This window comes from Faecalicatena orotica (genome assembly GCF_905197545.1).
GTDB classification, from domain to species: domain Bacteria; phylum Bacillota; class Clostridia; order Lachnospirales; family Lachnospiraceae; genus Faecalicatena_A; species Faecalicatena_A orotica.
On the sequence record NZ_CAJJZH010000002.1, the window covers coordinates 17,950 to 35,709 of the forward strand.

16 protein-coding genes are annotated in these 17,760 nt (G+C 46.8%); 13 read left to right on the plus strand and 3 right to left on the minus strand.

Going from position 1 to position 17,760, the window contains the following annotated elements; translation table 11 throughout:
• Window positions 1–3 precede the first annotated feature (3 nt).
• The 5 genes from ABIN22_RS03635 to ABIN22_RS03655 all read left to right on the plus strand — a co-directional run bounded on the left by ABIN22_RS03635 (window position 4) and on the right by ABIN22_RS03655 (window position 6,271).
• A complete protein-coding gene (locus ABIN22_RS03635; protein WP_346906662.1) occupies window positions 4–759 on the plus strand; it encodes a MurR/RpiR family transcriptional regulator in 756 nt (251 codons plus the stop codon).
• On the plus strand, window positions 749–1,501 hold the full coding sequence (locus ABIN22_RS03640) for a MurR/RpiR family transcriptional regulator (protein WP_109730701.1): 753 nt from the start codon (window positions 749–751) through the stop codon (window positions 1,499–1,501). The genes ABIN22_RS03635 and ABIN22_RS03640 overlap by 11 nt, the downstream gene beginning before the upstream one ends.
• 156 nt (window positions 1,502–1,657) lie before the next feature.
• Window positions 1,658–2,530, plus strand: coding sequence for a Cof-type HAD-IIB family hydrolase (locus ABIN22_RS03645; protein ID WP_346906665.1), 873 nt, complete (start codon window positions 1,658–1,660; stop codon window positions 2,528–2,530).
• A gap of 30 nt (window positions 2,531–2,560) precedes the next feature.
• Window positions 2,561–4,291, plus strand: coding sequence for a glycoside hydrolase family 13 protein (locus tag ABIN22_RS03650; RefSeq protein WP_346906667.1), 1,731 nt, complete (start codon window positions 2,561–2,563; stop codon window positions 4,289–4,291).
• 15 nt (window positions 4,292–4,306) lie between these two features.
• Window positions 4,307–6,271 carry a PTS sucrose transporter subunit IIABC gene (locus ABIN22_RS03655; RefSeq protein WP_346906669.1) on the plus strand — a complete coding sequence of 655 codons (1,965 nt, stop codon included), beginning with the start codon at window positions 4,307–4,309 and terminating at the stop codon, window positions 6,269–6,271.
• 394 nt (window positions 6,272–6,665) lie between these two features.
• Here the strand turns inward: ABIN22_RS03655 and glgD are convergent, their stop codons facing one another.
• Window positions 6,666–7,781 (minus strand): glucose-1-phosphate adenylyltransferase subunit GlgD, encoded by a 1,116-nt coding sequence (glgD, locus tag ABIN22_RS03660; RefSeq protein WP_109730697.1) that lies wholly within the window; start codon window positions 7,779–7,781, stop codon window positions 6,666–6,668.
• Between the two features lies 1 nt (window position 7,782).
• On the minus strand, window positions 7,783–8,922 hold the full coding sequence (locus ABIN22_RS03665; protein ID WP_346906671.1) for a glucose-1-phosphate adenylyltransferase: 1,140 nt from the start codon (window positions 8,920–8,922) through the stop codon (window positions 7,783–7,785).
• 343 nt (window positions 8,923–9,265) lie between these two features.
• Here ABIN22_RS03665 and ABIN22_RS03670 point away from each other — a divergent pair, with 343 nt between their 5' ends.
• The 8 genes from ABIN22_RS03670 to ABIN22_RS03705 all read left to right on the plus strand — a co-directional run bounded on the left by ABIN22_RS03670 (window position 9,266) and on the right by ABIN22_RS03705 (window position 16,927).
• Window positions 9,266–10,348, plus strand: a complete 1,083-nt coding sequence (locus ABIN22_RS03670) for a 6-phosphofructokinase (protein ID WP_109730695.1) — start codon at window positions 9,266–9,268, stop codon at window positions 10,346–10,348.
• Between the two features lie 29 nt (window positions 10,349–10,377).
• On the plus strand, window positions 10,378–11,952 hold the full coding sequence (dnaX, locus tag ABIN22_RS03675; RefSeq protein WP_346906673.1) for a DNA polymerase III subunit gamma/tau: 1,575 nt from the start codon (window positions 10,378–10,380) through the stop codon (window positions 11,950–11,952).
• A 3-nt stretch (window positions 11,953–11,955) separates the two neighbouring features.
• Window positions 11,956–12,309 carry a YbaB/EbfC family nucleoid-associated protein gene (locus ABIN22_RS03680; protein WP_109730693.1) on the plus strand — a complete coding sequence of 118 codons (354 nt, stop codon included), beginning with the start codon at window positions 11,956–11,958 and terminating at the stop codon, window positions 12,307–12,309.
• 110 nt (window positions 12,310–12,419) lie between these two features.
• A complete protein-coding gene (gene recR, locus ABIN22_RS03685) occupies window positions 12,420–13,016 on the plus strand; it encodes a recombination mediator RecR (RefSeq protein ID WP_109730692.1) in 597 nt (198 codons plus the stop codon).
• Between the two features lie 64 nt (window positions 13,017–13,080).
• Window positions 13,081–14,181 carry a LacI family DNA-binding transcriptional regulator gene (locus ABIN22_RS03690; protein WP_109730691.1) on the plus strand — a complete coding sequence of 367 codons (1,101 nt, stop codon included), beginning with the start codon at window positions 13,081–13,083 and terminating at the stop codon, window positions 14,179–14,181.
• Between the two features lie 255 nt (window positions 14,182–14,436).
• Window positions 14,437–15,090 (plus strand): fructose-6-phosphate aldolase, encoded by a 654-nt coding sequence (gene fsa / locus ABIN22_RS03695; protein ID WP_109730690.1) that lies wholly within the window; start codon window positions 14,437–14,439, stop codon window positions 15,088–15,090.
• A gap of 74 nt (window positions 15,091–15,164) precedes the next feature.
• Entirely contained in the window at window positions 15,165–16,001 is an 837-nt protein-coding gene (locus ABIN22_RS03700) for a transketolase (RefSeq protein WP_346906676.1), read from the plus strand.
• Window positions 15,989–16,927 carry a transketolase family protein gene (locus tag ABIN22_RS03705; protein WP_109730688.1) on the plus strand — a complete coding sequence of 313 codons (939 nt, stop codon included), beginning with the start codon at window positions 15,989–15,991 and terminating at the stop codon, window positions 16,925–16,927. The genes ABIN22_RS03700 and ABIN22_RS03705 overlap by 13 nt, the downstream gene beginning before the upstream one ends.
• Window positions 16,928–17,034: 107 nt before the next feature.
• Here ABIN22_RS03705 and ABIN22_RS03710 read toward each other — a convergent pair whose 3' ends face one another.
• Window positions 17,035–17,547 carry an HD domain-containing protein gene (locus ABIN22_RS03710; RefSeq protein ID WP_109730687.1) on the minus strand — a complete coding sequence of 171 codons (513 nt, stop codon included), beginning with the start codon at window positions 17,545–17,547 and terminating at the stop codon, window positions 17,035–17,037.
• Window positions 17,548–17,760: the final 213 nt, after the last annotated feature.

A 17,760-nucleotide genomic window follows, 5' to 3' on the forward strand; every position in this document is an offset into this window, starting at 1 on the left:
CAGATGAGACTCGCTCAGCTGATGAATCAATACTACGATAAACTAAGTGAAAACGATAAAGCTGTCTTAGAAACAATTTTGTGCGAACCGGTGAGGTTCGCACAGCTTTCCAGTGAACAGGTGGCGGCAGAATGCCATATTTCCAGAGCTACACTGCTGCGTATCCTGCGGAAAATCGGGCTGACATCTTTTTCGGACCTGAAGCTTACGCTGAAGGAAGAACGTTCGGACAAAAAGGCAGCGGACGTGGACTTTGACGCTGTCTGTGACATTTACCACAGTCTTGTTGATGAATTGAATAAGTTTTCTTATGTCCATATCTGTAAAAGGTTCTATGAGAGTGATACGATTTACGTCTATGGGACCGGCAATGAACAGAAGACGCTGGCGGAGGAATTCAAACGGATATTCCTGTCTGCCGGGAAGTGCGTAATCGAATTGTTTGATTACGGGGAAACCGAGTTTATGAAAAAAGCATTTCAGAAGACGGATGTTTTTGTCGTGATCTCCCTTTCTGGTGAGACAAGGGCGGGGATCGAGATTCTCAATGCAGTGATTCCGACAGGGATATACACAATTTCCATCACGCGTCTGCAGAACAATACGATTTCCAGAATGTGCAGGGATAATCTCTATGTGGCGACCCAGACCATCCAGAGTCAGGTTTCATACGAACTGGTGTCGGGGTTTTACATGCTGCTGGACATGCTGTTCCTCAATTATCTGGAATATATAAGAGAGGCCGAACATGAAGATTGAAGACCTGCTGAACAGGTACTACGATACCTTCAGCGAAAACGATAAGTACATCGCCGGGTGTGTGGCGAAACATCCGAAAGACTGTATCCGGCTGTCAATAGATGAGTTTGCGGAAACATACCATGTATCCAAGAGCGCACTCACAAGGTTTGCCCAGAAACTGAAGCTTCCGGGGTACGGTGAACTTCGCTCAGTGATCCGGCTTGAGAGGATGCAGGAAGAGGGACTGGAGTTTTCATTTAAGGAGGAAGCGCTCCAGAATTACCATAAGATGATCGAGTATATCCGCAATACAGATTACAGTAGCTTTTTTGAAAAAATTTACTGCTCCGGACGTATTCTGATCTATGCAAGCGGATATTCCCAGGCACGGGTGGCAAAAGAGTTCCAGCGTATTTTTCTGCCGCTGCACAAAAAGATTTATTATATGCACGGACATGATATGGCGGAAGCCTTTGAAAATCTTGTCAGAGAGGAAGACCTGGTCATACTGATCTCACTGACGGGTGAAGCGGAACATATGGTGGAACTCGCGAAACGGCTGCGCCTGAAGGGCATAAAGACGGTTTCCGTTACAAAGATGCAGATGAACCCGCTTTCTTCCGTATGCGGGGAAAACTTATATATTCAGGCGCTGTCGCTGCCGGAAAGATATGGGATTTCATATGAAATCACGACCCCATATTTCCTGTTGATTGAACTTTTATTTATCCGATATCAGCAGTTTCTGAAGGATGAGTAACTGTTCAGGCCCCTGAACAGTTACGAAGATGAACATAATTTCATACATTAAAACAAAGTGCAGGATGCACACATGTTTCCTAAAGGGCTTACAGACATTGTAAGTCCTTTTTTCAGGTGCTAATATATGGTTACAGACAAGGAAGGAGAGCGGTGGATGCGGAAATTAATTGTGTTTGATATAGATGGAACGCTCCGGGACGAGGTGCTTGGAATCCCGGAATCCATACCATTTGTTCTCAGGCAGCTGAAAAGAAAAGGACATGAGGCGGCGATCTGTACGGGGCGCAGCCTGGGGACGGTTCAGGATGATGTTCTGGAACTCGGGATTGAGAATCTCATCACAGGCGGAGGGAGCTATATATCCCACAAAGATGTTTCTGTGTTTGAGACGGCGCTGGATGCAGATGCAGCTGCCGGAGTGTTTCAGTATCTGACAGACCCGTGCACGGACGGTGTGGGCGGAGTTCTGGAGGGACGGGATGAGATATTTATGAATCAGGCTGCTGCTGATATTCTGAACCAGATGAATCTGGAAAAAAGTAAAAAGCTTACGCCCCGGCAGAGGGAGAAGTTCTTTAAAAATGAGAAGATCATGTATCAGGACAATATAGAAGAGTTTCTTCCGGGACAGGTAGATATCCATAAGATTTGTTTGTGGTGCAGCCCACCGGTTTACCGGCGCATCGGGGAAATGTTTGGAGCGGGCCGGACGGAACTGGCACAGCAGGGCAGCTGGAACGAATATGGTTATTATGAAATCATCCCACACGGAGCAGGGAAAGGTGCAGCAGTCGTGAGACTTTGTGAATATCTGGGGATTGGGATACAGGATACGCTCGCATTCGGTGATGGCAGAAATGATATAGAGATGCTGAAAATCTGCGGCACAGGGATTGCAATGGCAAATGGGGCCGATGAACTGCTTGCATCTGCGGACAGTATCTGCGGGAAGCCGATGGAAGACGGGATATATGTGGAACTGTTAAAAAGAGGTTTGATTCCCCGCAGCTCGTTACGGGGTATTTGACTGATCAGGAAGAGAAACGGAGGAAGGAACATGGAAAAGAAATGGTGGCAGAGTGAGGTTGTTTATCAGATTTACCCGAAGAGTTTTTGTGACAGCAATGATGACGGTACTGGGGATATCCCGGGAATTATGTCAAGGCTGGATTATTTGAAAGAACTGGGCGTTACAATGCTCTGGATATGTCCGGTATTCCGGTCGCCGATGGACGATAATGGGTATGATATATCAGATTACTTTGACCTTGCGCCGGAATTCGGGACGATGGAGGACCTAAGGGAACTGGTCCGCGCCGCAAAGGAAATTGGAATTAAGATTATTCTGGATCTTGTGATTAATCATACTTCAGATGAACATGAGTGGTTTCAGAGGGCACTGAAAGACCCGGACAGCAAGTGGCATGACTTTTATATATTTAAAGAGGGGAAAGAAAGGCCGAATAACTGGCGCTCTGTGTTCGGGGGAAGTGTCTGGGAGAAGGTATCCGGAAGGGATGAGTATTATTTTCACGCGTTTGGCACAAAACAGCCGGATCTGAACTGGGAAAACCCGGAGGTGAGGGAGACTCTTTATGGGATGGTCAACCAGTGGCTTGAGCTTGGCATTGCAGGATTTCGGATTGATGCCATTACTTTTATCAAGAAGGACCTGACGTTTCGAAATCTGGAAACGGACGGGGCGGACGGCCTGGCAAAATGTACAAAGGGCAGCAGGAACCAGCCGGGAATCGGTGAATTCCTACGGGAACTGAAAGAGAAAACATTTCAGAAACATGACTGCGTTACTGTTGCAGAGGCGCCGGGAGTCGGATACGATGAATTGGAAGATTTTATCGGGGAAAACGGGTATTTTTCCATGATATTTGATTTCAAACATGCGGACCTCGATGTGGCCGGCGGCAGCGAATGGTTCCGGAGAGTCCCGTGGACGATTGCAGACCTCAATGAACGGCTGATGAGAAGCCAGATGGCAATACAGAAGGCTGGCTGGAGCGCCAACTTTATTGAAAACCACGACCAGCCCCGTGCCACGACAAAATACCTGCTGGAGGCGGCAGGAAATGCGAAGGCTGTAAAAACGCTGGGTGCAATGTATTTCTTCCTGAGGGGTACGCCGTTCATTTATCAGGGGCAGGAGCTTGGAATGCAGAACTTTGTACGTGACAGTATTGATGAATTCAATGATATTTCCAGTATCGACCAGTACTACCGTGCGATGGAAGAGGGCTGCACAAAGGAGGAAGCGCTCCATTATATCAACTTAAGGAGCCGGGATAATGCAAGGACCCCGTTCCCGTGGACAGCAGGGGAGAACGCCGGATTCAGCAGCGTTAAGCCGTGGCTTAAGGTAACCGGAGACCAGGACCGGACCAACGCAGAGAAACAAAGGAACGATCCTGAGAGTATTTTCCATTTTTACCGCCATATCATTGCACTGCGTCAGGACAGCGCTTTCAGCGAATGTCTGATTTACGGAGATATCCAGCCGCTTGAAACGGCCTGCGGTGATATCATTGCTTACAAAAGAAGCACGGAAGAAATGTCCATTGTATGTTACTTTAATTTTTCGAGGGAGGCACAGGAAGAAATCCTGCCTTCACAGATCAGGGAAATCGTGCTGAATACAGAAGAGACACTCGATGTAAGAACAAATGCCGGGTGTGATGCAAATGATAAAGGAATTCAGGAAAAGGAACGTATTGTGCTGGCGCCGTTCCAGACATTAATGTATAGGAGCAGCTGCACAGATATGAAGATGGAGTAGAAGAGGGAGGATATCATGGCAGATAAATATTTCAATATAGCAAAAGCCATTGTGGAAGTGGTCGGAAAAGAGAATATCGTTTCAGCCACACATTGTGCGACCAGACTTCGTCTGATGGTAAAAGACAGAGATGCGATTGATGATAAAAAAATAGAAAAAATCGACGAGGTTAAGGGTGTTTTCTTCACCTCAGGACAGTATCAGATTATTCTGGGTACAGGTATTGTAAATAAAGTCTATGCGCAGATCGAAACGCTGGGACTTAAGACGCTGTCCAAAAAGGAACAGGATGAAGCTGTGAAGCAGAATGAAAAAGGAATCAAGAAACTGATGCGTACGCTTGCGGATATTTTTGTGCCGATCATCCCTGTGATTGCCGCAACCGGTTTGTTCCTCGGCCTGAAAGGCTGTATCTTTAATGATAATGTGCTGTCGCTGTTTGGTGCGTCGACCGCGGATATTCCGGCGTATATCCAGACGCTTGTCACCGTACTGACCGATACGGCGTTCGCATTTCTGCCCGCAATTATCACGTGGTCCGCATTCAGGGTCTTTGGCGGGACACCGGTAATTGGCCTTGTAATCGGGCTGATGCTCCTTTCACCTGCCCTGCCCAACGCATACAGTGTGGCAGACCCGAACAGCGGAGTAGAGGCGATTAAAGCATTCGGATTCATTCCCCTCGTAGGCTGTCAGGGAAGTGTCATGACCGCGATTTTTACGGGTTGGTTTGGTTCAAAACTGGAGAAGAAACTGCGTAAGATCATGCCGAATGTACTGGACCTGATCTTCACTCCGTTTTTTGTCATGCTGATCACCATGCTTGTCATGCTGCTGGGCGTGGGTCCGGTGATGCACCAGATCGAACTTGGGATGGTTGGGATCATCGAGAACCTCATCCACCTCCCGATGGGAATTGGCGGGTTTATCATAGGATTTACTTACCCTCTGGCAGTTATTACAGGTCTTCACCACACATATGTCATGATAGAGACTTCTCTGCTTGCCAACACAGGGTTCAACCCGCTGATCACATTATGTGCCATGTACGGATTTGCAAACGTCGGGACCTGTCTTGCATTTGCAGTAAAGTCAAAATCAAGGAGAATCAAACAGACAAGTATAGGCGCAATGCTGTCACAGCTTTTCGGTATCAGTGAGCCTGTACTGTTTGGTATCCAGCTGCGTTTTAACTTAAAACCACTCATTGTTATGCTGCTGACATCAGGTACAGGGGCGGCCCTTTTATCTATCTTCAGCATACAGTCGAATTCCTACGGACTGGCCGTACTGCCATCCTACCTGATGTATATTTACAACGGGCACCAGATATTGTTCTACTTCCTGATTTCCGTATTCTGCGTCGCGCTATGCTTTATCCTGACCTGCCTGTTTGCAATACCAAAAGAAGCACTGGTGCCGGATGAAGATGACCCGGCGGCAGATATGCATTACGCTGGTGATGCGACGGCAATATCAGAAACAGTTTCGAGCACAGATTCCGGTGCGGCATTAAAAGCGTCATCCGGTGATGCAGAGGTATTTACAGCGCCAGCAACAGGAAAAACAGTACTCCTTAAAGACGTAGCAGACGAAACATTTGCACAGAAACTGCTCGGGGACGGCTTTGCCATAGACATTACTGATGGCACCATAAAGGCTCCCTTCTCCGGAACAATAGCCGTCGCCTACCCGACCGGCCATGCATTCGGAATCCAGAGCCCGGACGGCCGCGAAGTCCTGATCCACATAGGAATCGACACCGTAGCCTTAGAAGGCCAGGGCTTCGAGATCCACGCCCACCAGGGCGACAACGTAAAACAAGGCGACATCCTCGTAAAAGCAGACATACAAAAAATCCGCCAGCTCGGAAAATCCACAACAACAATGATCATCTTCACAGACGGAACCCCAATAAAAGAACAAGAACTTCCAAAGGAAATGATCAGCGGAGTAACTTCACTTCAAGTTGCCTGTTAAGAAATAATTGTAGAATCCACTACCCAGAGGACGATTCCCGTAAAAATCCGGAAGCACCCAGCAGTGAGAATGGGGCGGAAAACGCTCCCGCGGGTGGCCGGCAGGTCATATATAAAGGCATCAAGTGCGCTTACTAACAGTTAGAGAAAAAGGCCGAATCACAGGGTTGGAAATTGATTCCGAATCAATTTCCAAATCAGCCTGAGGCGTCTAAGCATCAGCTTAGGCGTCGAATGCTGATGATACCCTGCGATTCCGCCTTTTACTCTTTACTGTTAGTTAGCAAACGACCTGTCTTTATAAATGACCTGCCGGCCACCCGCGGGAGCGCTTTCCGCCCCGTTCTCACTGCGTCCGCGCAGCCAATTCCACGAATCATTCTCCAAAGACTCCCTTAGAGGGTATCCCCCCGCCTGATATAACCTGGTTTCTCTGGAGAAGCTATGACTTCTTTTGCATGCAGAACATGAGCTCCTTTATCCACAACCTGATTCTCAACATGTACATCTTTCCCGATAATTGCACCCGGCATGAGGATACTGTTTTTGACAACGGCGCCCTTGTGAACGTTACATCCGCGTCCAATGACAGAATTTTCAATGGTGCCTTCGATTAAGCATCCATTGGATACAACGGAAGACCTTACGTCTGCTGTATCATAATACTGTGTTGGGCAGGAGTCATTTGTCCGTGTGTAGATCGGCCATTCATCATCAAATAGTGTTGATGCATATTTAAAGTCAATTAGTGAAAGGTTTGCTTCATAGTAGCTTTTGAAATCCGTGATGGAAGCAAAAAATCCACGGTGGGGTACGGCACGTATATCGAGTTCGCCGCACTGGTTATTCACGATCTGGGCAAGTCTGTACATAGAGGAAAGATTCTTTGCCTTATGTATTAGCTCGATAAATAACTCTTTCTTCATTACATAAGTGTCCATGAAAATGTTTCTGTTTTTTGCGGTCCCCCGGTTCTTCTCGATGGAAAGGACACCCTTTTGGCGGTTCAGGTTCAGAAGGTCACAGTTGAGGAAGTTTTCCTTCGCATTATCTGTTGAGTGGTAAAGCAAGGTGATATCCGCGCCTGAATCAATGTGTGTCTGTACAAGGTGATCGAAGTTCTGGGTATATACCATATAGCCCGGTACGATGACTACATATGGATACTGCACCCTCTCGATGCACTCGATGTTTTCCATAAAAGCGGCAATATCTGTATTATAAATATCATTTTCTGAACTGCTTTCAGAAAAGAGCACGCGCAGCTTTCCACGCTTTGAATTGATGTTGTAATGTCTTCCTGTTCCGAGGTGGTCTACGAGTGAGCGGGGCTTGTTTCTTAAATAAACCTGTATCTGGTCGATGCCGCTGTTGCTCATATTAGAAATCGGGAAGTCAATGACACGGTATCTTCCGAGGAATGAAAATGCCCCGATACTGCGGTACGTCTGAAGACCCTCTACCCATATGTGGTTTCCGGAAGGATTGACTATTCCAAATGCGTTATTCATACTATTCTGCCCCCTTTACATGTTTCGCAACCAGTTCGATATGTTCACTGTCCGCACTGCCCACGACAGCGTTTTTGCCGATCTTGATTCCGTCGGCAACGAGTGCGCGTGTTATCTGTGCACCCTCTTCAACTACAACGCCCGGCATCAGTACACTGTTGATGATTTTGGCTCCTGCCCCGACTTTTACGCCAGTGAATAAAACAGAATTCTTAACCTCTCCGTTGACAATGCAGCCTTGTGTGATGAATGCATTCTTAATATCTGCTTCAGCGCCTACATAATGAGGCAGGGTATAGCCGTCTTCTGTGTAAATCTTCCAGCTCGGGTCGTTTAAGTCAAGTTCGTTGTTCTTGTTGAGAAGGTCCATATTGGCTTCCCAGAGAGAATCGATGGTTCCGACGTCTTTCCAGTAGCCCTTGTATTTATAGGCGTACAGCCTCTTGTCATCATTTAAGAGAGTCGGGATGATGTCCTTTCCAAAATCATGGTTTGACTCCGCATCCTTCATATCTGCCAGCAGCATCTTGCGGAGCAGCTTCCAGTTGAATATGTAGATTCCCATAGATGCAAGATTACTCTTCGGCTGTGGCGGTTTCTCTTCGAATTCTACGATGCGCCCTTCCTCATCGGTATTCATGATACCGAAACGGCTCGCCTCCTTCATAGGTACTTCGATGACGGCGATGGTTGCATCTGCCTGACATTCTTTGTGATATGCCAGCATCTTTGCATAATTCATCTTATAAATGTGGTCACCTGAGAGGATCAGGACATATTCCGGTGAAAATGAATCGATAAAGTCTATATTCTGGGAAATTGCGTCTGCTGTTCCGCGGTAAACGTCCAGATTGGCGTCTGCCTTTTCGCGCGGCGGCAGTACATATACCCCGCTGTTCTGGGCATCCAGACCCCAGCGGCGCCCTGCCGCGACATAACTATTGAGTAAAATGGATTCGTACTGGGTCAGTACTCCGACGACATCGATACCGCTGTTTGCACAGTTACTTAACGGGAAATCGACGATTCGGTATTTTCCGCCATATGAAACGGCTGGCTTAGCTACTTTATTCGTCAGTTCATGCAGGCGAGAACCACGGCCGCCAGCTAAGATCATTGCTAACATGTTGTTCTGTTTCATAATAAGTCCTCTCTTTCATAATTCCTTGTTGATATTGTACAAGTTTTTGGGCTGAATTACAATACAATTGTGCAAAAAGATGGTGAAAATGTACTTTTGGAAAGTAAAATGATAATATATTTATAAAAAGAAAGCATTTCCGGGAAAATGAGGGCGGAAACAGTACTTTGAACTGTCAGTTTCGGATATTAAGATTTTCTTGTTACAGTGTCTGAAATGGGGTATAATTATAAAAGTAAGAAGAGGCTTCACTTTACAGTGAAGCTTTTCGCTGTTGATTTTTCCTGCGGGCATACAGACAGGGGTATATGCAGGGAACTTTGAAAAAAGGAGGATTTGTATTATGTTGAGAATCGGGATGCTGACAAGCGGCGGGGACTGCCAGGCACTGAATGCGGCTATGCGGGGTGTTGTAAAAGGCGTTTGTTCTAAACGTAAGGATGTAGAAATATATGGTTTTAAAGATGGATATAAAGGATTGATTTATGCGAATTTTGAGATGCTGACATCCAAAGATTTCTCAGGGATACTGACCAGGGGCGGTACAATCCTGGGGACATCCAGACAGCCGTTCAAGCTGATGCGGGTGCCGGATGAGAACGGGCTGGACAAGGTTGCTGCGATGAAGCATACATACCATAAGCTGAGCCTGAATTGCCTGGTGATTTTAGGCGGCAATGGTACGCATAAGACAGCGAACCTTCTGAGGGAGGAAGGATTGAATGTGATTACGCTCCCGAAGACAATTGATAATGACCTCTGGGGAACAGATATGACTTTCGGATTCCAGAGCGCTGTGGATATTGCTACAGATACGATTGACAGGATCCACACGACAGCAACTTCACACAGCCGTGTATTTATTATAGAAGTTATGGGACACAAGGTCGGCCATGTCACGCTCCATGCGGGGATCGCAGGAGGGGCCGATATTATACTGCTTCCTGAGATTCCTTATGATATAGATGTTATTGCCGATGTGATCCAGAAGCGGAGCGAGGCCGGAAAGCCGTTTACCATACTTGCGGTTGCAGAGGGGGCTATTTCCAAGGAAGACGCGAAACTGAAGAAGAAGGAATATAAAGAAAAATTAGAGAAAAGGAAGTATCCTTCGATTGCCTATGAACTGTCCGAGCAGATTCAGAAGAAGACAGATAAAGAGGTCCGCATTACGGTTCCGGGACATACGCAGAGAGGCGGTTCCCCGTGCCCTTACGACAGGGTATTTTCCACGAGGGTTGGTGCTGCGGCTGCAGAACTGATTTTAAATGAGGATTTTGGATATATGGTTGCTATGAGAAATGGTGAGACAACGAAGGTGCCGCTTCAGGATGTAGCCGGAAAGCTGAAATTTGTTGATCCCGAATGCAGCCTTATCAAAGAGGCAAGGCTGACGGGCATCAGCTTTGGCGATAAAATACAATAGAGTGAAATAAGAGAACAGAGGTGTGATTCATGTCGTATACGGCATTATACAGAAAGTTCCGCCCGACTGAGTTTTCAGACGTAAAAGGGCAGGACCATATTATTACAACACTGCAGAATCAGATCAAGGCAGACCGTATCGGGCATGCTTACCTGTTCTGTGGGACCCGGGGGACCGGGAAAACTACGGTGGCGAAGATATTTGCCAGGGCGGTGAACTGTGAACATCCGGTGGACGGCAGCCCCTGCGGGGAGTGTGCGATGTGCAGGTCTATTGCTGCGGGAACGTCCATGAACGTGATCGAGATCGATGCCGCATCCAACAACGGTGTGGACAATATCCGTGAGATTCGTGATGAAGTAGCATACCGGCCGACGGAAGGGAAGTATAAAGTCTATATTATTGACGAGGTGCATATGCTTTCCATAGGTGCTTTTAATGCGCTTTTGAAGACACTTGAGGAGCCGCCGGAGTATGTTATTTTTATACTGGCTACAACGGAGGTGCATAAGATACCGATTACGATATTGTCGCGATGCCAGCATTATGATTTTAGACGGATCAGTATCGAGACGATTTCTGACAGACTGAAGGAATTAATGATCGAGGAGCAGGTGGAGGTCGAGGATAAGGCTATACGCTATGTGGCCAAGGCGGCGGACGGTTCCATGAGGGATGCGCTGAGTCTTTTGGACCAGTGTATTGCTTTTTACATGGGACAGAAGCTGACCTATGATCATGTACTGGAAGTACTGGGAGCCGTTGATACGGATGTCTTCAGCCAGCTTCTGCGCAATATCATCAGGCGTGATGTGCCGAAGGTACTGGATACTGTGGAGGAACTCGTGATGCTGGGAAGGGAACTGACACAGCTTTCGGTTGATTTCACATGGTATCTGAGGAACTTGCTTCTGATGAAAACTTCTGATAATATAGAGGATGTGTTGGATGTATCTACGGAGAATATGCAGCAGCTGAAAGAAGAGGCCGGGATGATCGAGACCGACATGCTGCTTCGGCATATCCGTATTTTTTCTGAGCTATCAGGGCAGCTCAAGTACGCTTCGCAGAAGAGAGTTCTTCTGGAGGTGGCACTGATTAAGCTGTGTACTCCGGCGATGGAGGTGGATCAGGACAGTCTTCTGGACCGCATACGTGCAGTTGAAGAGAAGCTGGAGCAGGGAATTCCTGCGTCGGCCGTGCAGGAAAAGGTGGTTTATGTAAACGGCGACAATGCTGCGGCTTCGGGAAAAACGGCCCCGAAACCTGAGCTTCCGAATGCCATACCGGATGATGTGAAAGAGGTTGTGAAGAACTTCAGACCCATTGCAGATGAGGCATCCGGGATGATCCGGACATTCCTAAAGAAGGCAAGGTTAAGCCTCGGCGGGGATAACCGGCTGATGATCGTCATGCCCGGAGCAATGGAGGCGGAGGTTGTCGGCAGGGAAGACCACCGGCAGGAACTGGAAAGTCTGATTGAGAACCGGATCGGGAAAAAGGTTGAAGTGGAAGTCCGGCATGTGGAAGAGGGACGCCACTTTGAAGATACATTTGTGGACATTGAGAAGAAAATTAATATGGAAATTATAGTGGAGGATTAAATCATGGCAAAAAGAGGCGGATTTCCAGGCGGCGGAATGCCTGGCAATATGGCAAATCTGATGAAACAGGCGCAGAAGATGCAGCGCCAGATGGAAGAACAGGCAAAAGAGCTTGAGACAAAAGAATTTACGGCAACAGCAGGCGGCGGTGCAGTCGAGGTGACGATTTCCGGTAAGCGTGAGGTCTTAAAGGTGAAACTTCAGGAAGAAGTTGTTGATCCCGAAGATATCGAGATGCTGGAGGACCTGATCGTGGCGGCCACGAACGAAGCACTGCGCCAGGTTGACGAAGTATCCGGGGCGGCAATGAATAAGCTGACAGGCGGAATGGGCGGCGGAATGCCTGGAATGTTCTAAATATTCTGACAACGGAGCTCAAAAGGGTCAGACCCCTTTGCAGAAGGGTCTGACCCTTTTGAGTGAATTTGCTTTTTGGAACATAAAGAGAAAACAGGAGTGAATACCAGATGGATTATTATAGTAATCAAATCAGCAGGCTGATCGAGGAGTTTTCGAGGCTTCCCGGGATCGGGGCGAAGTCTGCGCAGAGGCTTGCCTTTCATATTATTAATATGCCAAAGGAGCAGGTGGAGAATCTTGCGAAGTGTCTTCTGGATGCACGTAATAATGTAAGATACTGTTCCCAGTGCTGTACGCTGACGGACAGGGAACTTTGTCCGATCTGTAATAACCCGGACAGAGACCAGAAGACGATTATGGTGGTTGAGACGCCGAGAGATCTGGCGGCCTATGAGAAGACCGGGAAATATAACGGCGTCTATCATGTGCTGCACGGCGCGATTTCCCCGATGCTGGGAATCGGACCCGGAGACATCCGGCTGAAAGAGCTGATGGAGCGCCTCCAGGGTGATGTGGACGAGGTGATCATTGCCACAAATTCCAGTCTGGAAGGGGAGACGACGGCGATGTATATCAGCAAGCTGATCAAGCCTACAGGTATCAAGGTAAGCCGGATTGCCAGTGGGGTGCCGGTCGGGGGAGATCTGGAATATATTGATGAAGTAACTCTTTTGAGGGCCTTGGAAGGCAGAACCCAGTTGTAGGCAGGGGCTTCATAATGCCCGAACGGTAAACTGTGCATGTACCAGAACTTAAGGATGTGGGATGATGTATAAGAAAAAAGTAACATCTTCGGATGTGGCGCGAAAGGCCGGGGTTTCTCAGGCGACAGTTTCTATGGTGCTGAATAAGAAGTATAATGTTTCCTTTTCGAAGGACGTAATCCGGAAGGTGGAGGCTGCGGCAAAGGAACTGGGCTATGAACTGCCGAAGCGGAAAAAGCAAAAGGAAAATAAGCGGGAAAAGCTTCTCGTTGTATTTTGCCCGAACCTGACGAACCCGTATTATGTAATGCTTCTCCAGGGTATTGAATCCCGGGCTACAGAGCAGGGGTTCGGTCTGTTTGTCTGCAATACACAGAGAAATCTAGAACTGGAGGAACGGTATCTGAAAATGATGCCTTCCCTGAATCCCCAGGGGGTCATTTACACGTGCAATCCCAGCCGTTGTTTTATGCCCGTTGTGGAGGAGCTGTCGCGAAAGATTCCGTTCACGGTAATTAATAACCAGAATGAGAAGCTTGATGTAGATGCCGTGGAGCTGGACAACTCGAAGCTTGGACGTATTATGGCGCGCCACCTGCTGGATCTGGGGCACAGGCATGTGGCCTATATCGCTCCACCTCTGACTGTGCGTCAGAAACAGCGTTCCAAGAGGGTGGAAGGTTTTTTGAAAGAATTTAAGGAAGCCGGACTCGGTGACAATGTGGTGATTAAGGCGGCAAACGAAGAGATCGACCGGGATATTCCGGGGATTGATTCTGAATACCGGATTGGCTACGATCTGACGAAGGAGCTTTTGGCGGAGGATAAGGAGCTGACAGCAATTGTAGGGCTGAATGATATGATTGCATTTGGAATTCTGGATGCCCTCTATGATGAGAAATACAGAGTTCCGGGTGACATGTCCGTGATGGGATGTGATAATACCCTTTTCGCAAAAATGCAGAAAATATCCCTGACAACGATCGAACATTTCGTGATATATAAGGGCCGCGATGCCTGTGATATTATCATGAAAAAGATTAAGACGAGGGACAGGCAGTATTCAGAAATGGAGCCTGTCAGCATCTACCATGTTGAGTATGAACCGAGACTTGTCTCGAGAGGGACCACATCCTATCCAAGGACCAGAAAAAAGAAAAATTAATTTATTGTATAAAATTATTATTAATAATCCTGCGCTAGGATGAATTTTGGAACAATGGATAAGCCGAAAAATGGAGGAGTTATATCGTATTACTGCAATTGTTGAGAAAAGTTTTTCATGTTTCTTGACTAATAATTTGAAGATATTAATAGGATAAAATTATTAATAATTTTTCGTCCTATTGACCGTCTTCACTACAACGACTATAATCAAGGATAGAAAACAAAGGGATTCTAGTTCAAGGAGGAACGAACAATGAAATTTTTTATCGACACAGCCAAAGTAGAGGATATTAAGAAAGCAAATGACATGGGAGTGATCTGCGGAGTTACAACAAATCCGTCACTGATTGCAAAAGAAGGACGTGTTTTTGAAGAAGTCATCGCAGAGATTGCTTCTATCGTAGACGGACCGATCAGCGGTGAAGTAAAGGCTACAACAACGGATGCAGAAGGAATGATCGCAGAGGGAAGAGAAATTGCGAAAATCCACCCTAACATGGTAGTTAAGATTCCTATGACAGTAGAAGGGTTAAAAGCATGCAAAGCCCTTACAGCTGAGGGAATCAAGACAAATGTAACACTGATCTTCTCTGCAAACCAGGCACTTCTTGCAGCAAGAGCAGGCGCAACATATGTATCACCATTCCTGGGACGTCTGGACGACATCTCCGTTCGCGGAACAGACCTGATTGCAGAGATCGCAGAGATTTTCGCAGTAGCAGGGCTTGAGACAGAAATCATCGCAGCAAGCGTTCGTAACCCGATCCACGTAACAGACTGTGCACTTGCAGGGGCTGATATCGCAACAGTACCTTACAACGTAATCGAGCAGATGACACACCATCCGCTGACAGATGCAGGAATCGCAAAATTCCAGGCAGATTATAAGGCGGTATTCGGCGAATAATTTCGAAGATTTTCAAAGGGGTCAGACCCCTCTGAAAAAGTCTGTTTTAAACATAAAATTTAGGAGGAATTCCAATGAACAAGTTAGAATTAATGAAAACTGCCAACGAAGTCCGCAAGGGCATCGTGACAGCAGTCCACAGTGCGAAATCCGGACATCCGGGCGGATCACTGTCTGCAGCAGATATTTTCACATACCTTTATTTTGAAGAAATGAACATCGATCCTAAGGACCCTAAGAAGGCTGACCGCGACAGATTCGTACTGTCTAAAGGCCATACAGCGCCGGGACTTTATTCCACATTGGCGAATAGAGGATATTTTCCGGTAGAAGACCTGAAGACGTTGCGCCATACAGGTTCTTACCTTCAGGGGCATCCGGACATGAAGCATATTCCGGGTGTAGATATGTCATCAGGTTCTCTGGGACAGGGAATTTCTGCGGCTGTCGGAATGGCACTTGCAGCAGAACTGTCTGGGGATGACTACAGAGTCTATACTCTGCTCGGAGACGGGGAGATCCAGGAGGGACAGGTATGGGAGGCTTCCATGCTTGCCGCACACAGGAAACTGGACAATCTGGTTGTGATCGTAGATAATAATAACCTTCAGATTGACGGTGCAATAACAGAGGTTAATTCACCATATCCGATCGATAAGAAGTTTGAGGCATTCAATTTCCATGTAATTAATATCGATGGAAATGATTTTGACCAGATTGATGCTGCTTTTAAAGAAGCTAGGACTGTGAAGGGCCAGCCTACGGCAATTATTGCAAAAACTGTTAAAGGCAAAGGCGTTTCTTATATGGAGAATCAGGCTTCATGGCATGGTGCGGCTCCGAATGATGAGCAGTATGAAGTTGCTATGAAAGATTTAGAGAAAGTAGGTGAAGCATTATGTCAGATGTAAAGAAAATTGCAACAAGAGAAAGCTATGGTAATGCTTTAGCCGAATTAGGAAAAGCACATGACGAAGTTGTAGTACTGGATGCCGATCTTGCAGCAGCTACAAAGACAGGTGTATTCAAGAAAGCATTTCCGGAAAGACATATCGACTGCGGCATCGCTGAGTGCAATATGATGGGCGTGGCAGCAGGACTCGCGGCAGCCGGAAAAGTACCGTTTGCAAGTTCATTTGCAATGTTTGCGGCAGGCCGTGCTTTCGAGCAGGTACGTAACTCCATCGGATACCCGAAGCTGAACGTGAAAATCGGTGCCACACATGCAGGAATCTCTGTAGGTGAGGACGGTGCAACACACCAGTGTAATGAAGACATTGCCCTGATGAGAACCATCCCTGGTATGGTTGTAATCAATCCTTCCGATGATATTGAGGCAAAGGCAGCCGTACAGGCAGCTTACGAGCACGCAGGACCTGTATACATGCGTTTTGGAAGACTTGCAGTGCCGGTTATCAATGATAAGCCGGAATACAAATTCGAGCTTGGCAAAGGTGTTGTACTCCGCGAAGGAAAAGACATTACTATTATCGCTACGGGACTTCCGGTAGCGAATTGTCTGGAAGCGGCAGAAAAACTTGCAGCTGACGGAGTAGACGCGAAAGTTATCAATATTCATACAATTAAGCCTCTCGATGAAGAATTAGTAGTTGCAGCAGCAAAAGAGACAGGGAAAGTCGTTACAGTTGAAGAACACTCCATCATCGGCGGGCTCGGAAGCGCAGTATGCGATGTGCTCTCTGCAAAGGCTCCGACACAGGTAATGAAGATCGGAATCAATGACACTTACGGAGAATCAGGACCTGCAGTAGAATTGGTTAAAAAGTATGGATTAGATGCAGATTCAATCTATGAGAAAGTAAAAAGTTTCTTGTAGTTCAAAGGGGTCAGACCCTTTTGCGGTCCGTATTCAGAATATACTGACAATTTAGAAAGACAGTATCTCAACTATTAAGCTGGGATACTGTCTTTTTGGTTAATGTACTATCGCTGGCTTGTTTCCAAAGTTCCACAGTACTTATCGGTTAATGTGGCAATCCAGCCCTCTTTTGTGCGAGGGAAGTGGAAAAGTGTGACCGGCCACATGTGCTTCCTTATGATATCTTCTTCAACCCGGTTCAGTTTGAAGAACTTTCTGGCATTCTTATAAGCGCAGGCCGGATGCGTCATTCCGTGGAAATGGTCCCCGGTTCTGGCGGTATGTGTGTGCCAGTCATATAGGAACAAATCATGGAGCATACCGCCGCGGGCGGCGGAATCTGCATCCAGATGAAAAAAGCGGCACCATACATAGTTATAGTAAGCAACATGCAGACAATGCTGGTAGCAATTCGTGCGCCCGTGATGCGGATATAGTTTCATGCGGAGCACAACAGGGTGTTCTGCAATATCCCTGATACATTCGTAAAAATCTTCTCCCCAGTCCCTGCGGAGGTCCTCCCTTTTTTCGGATGCTTCCCGCCGCAGGTTTGTGAGTAATTTATTTTTAAACAACATAAATGTCACCTCTGATTTTTTATATTAACAGTAACATTATCATAACACCAGGGGTAACTGGTTTCAATTTTTCTATAGCAAAATTAAGAAAAATATGATATTCTCTTAATATCTATTACTGCATTTCTTTAGATTCGTGAACTTTCGCAGTTCAATTTTTGCAGTATATGAACCTGGTGAAGCAAAATGCCTGCCAGGATATCCGTTCCGTTT

Bases quoted from the DNA above. Each gene is read 5' to 3' on its own strand.
- ABIN22_RS03640 (WP_109730701.1), top strand. From the start codon at position 749: ATGAAGATTGAAGACCTGCTGAACAGGTACTACGATACCTTCAGCGAA.
- ABIN22_RS03645 (WP_346906665.1), top strand. From the start codon at position 1,658: ATGCGGAAATTAATTGTGTTTGATATAGATGGAACGCTCCGGGACGAG.
- ABIN22_RS03665 (WP_346906671.1), bottom strand. From the start codon at position 8,922: ATGAAACAGAACAACATGTTAGCAATGATCTTAGCTGGCGGCCGTGGT.
- recR (WP_109730692.1), top strand. From the start codon at position 12,420: ATGGATTATTATAGTAATCAAATCAGCAGGCTGATCGAGGAGTTTTCG.
- dnaX (WP_346906673.1), top strand. From the start codon at position 10,378: ATGTCGTATACGGCATTATACAGAAAGTTCCGCCCGACTGAGTTTTCA.
- ABIN22_RS03705 (WP_109730688.1), top strand. From the start codon at position 15,989: ATGTCAGATGTAAAGAAAATTGCAACAAGAGAAAGCTATGGTAATGCT.
- ABIN22_RS03680 (WP_109730693.1), top strand. From the start codon at position 11,956: ATGGCAAAAAGAGGCGGATTTCCAGGCGGCGGAATGCCTGGCAATATG.
- ABIN22_RS03710 (WP_109730687.1), bottom strand. From the start codon at position 17,547: ATGTTGTTTAAAAATAAATTACTCACAAACCTGCGGCGGGAAGCATCC.
- ABIN22_RS03700 (WP_346906676.1), top strand. From the start codon at position 15,165: ATGAACAAGTTAGAATTAATGAAAACTGCCAACGAAGTCCGCAAGGGC.
- ABIN22_RS03635 (WP_346906662.1), top strand. From the start codon at position 4: ATGAGACTCGCTCAGCTGATGAATCAATACTACGATAAACTAAGTGAA.
- ABIN22_RS03655 (WP_346906669.1), top strand. From the start codon at position 4,307: ATGGCAGATAAATATTTCAATATAGCAAAAGCCATTGTGGAAGTGGTC.
- glgD (WP_109730697.1), bottom strand. From the start codon at position 7,781: ATGAATAACGCATTTGGAATAGTCAATCCTTCCGGAAACCACATATGG.
- fsa (WP_109730690.1), top strand. From the start codon at position 14,437: ATGAAATTTTTTATCGACACAGCCAAAGTAGAGGATATTAAGAAAGCA.
- ABIN22_RS03690 (WP_109730691.1), top strand. From the start codon at position 13,081: ATGTATAAGAAAAAAGTAACATCTTCGGATGTGGCGCGAAAGGCCGGG.
- ABIN22_RS03670 (WP_109730695.1), top strand. From the start codon at position 9,266: ATGTTGAGAATCGGGATGCTGACAAGCGGCGGGGACTGCCAGGCACTG.
- ABIN22_RS03650 (WP_346906667.1), top strand. From the start codon at position 2,561: ATGGAAAAGAAATGGTGGCAGAGTGAGGTTGTTTATCAGATTTACCCG.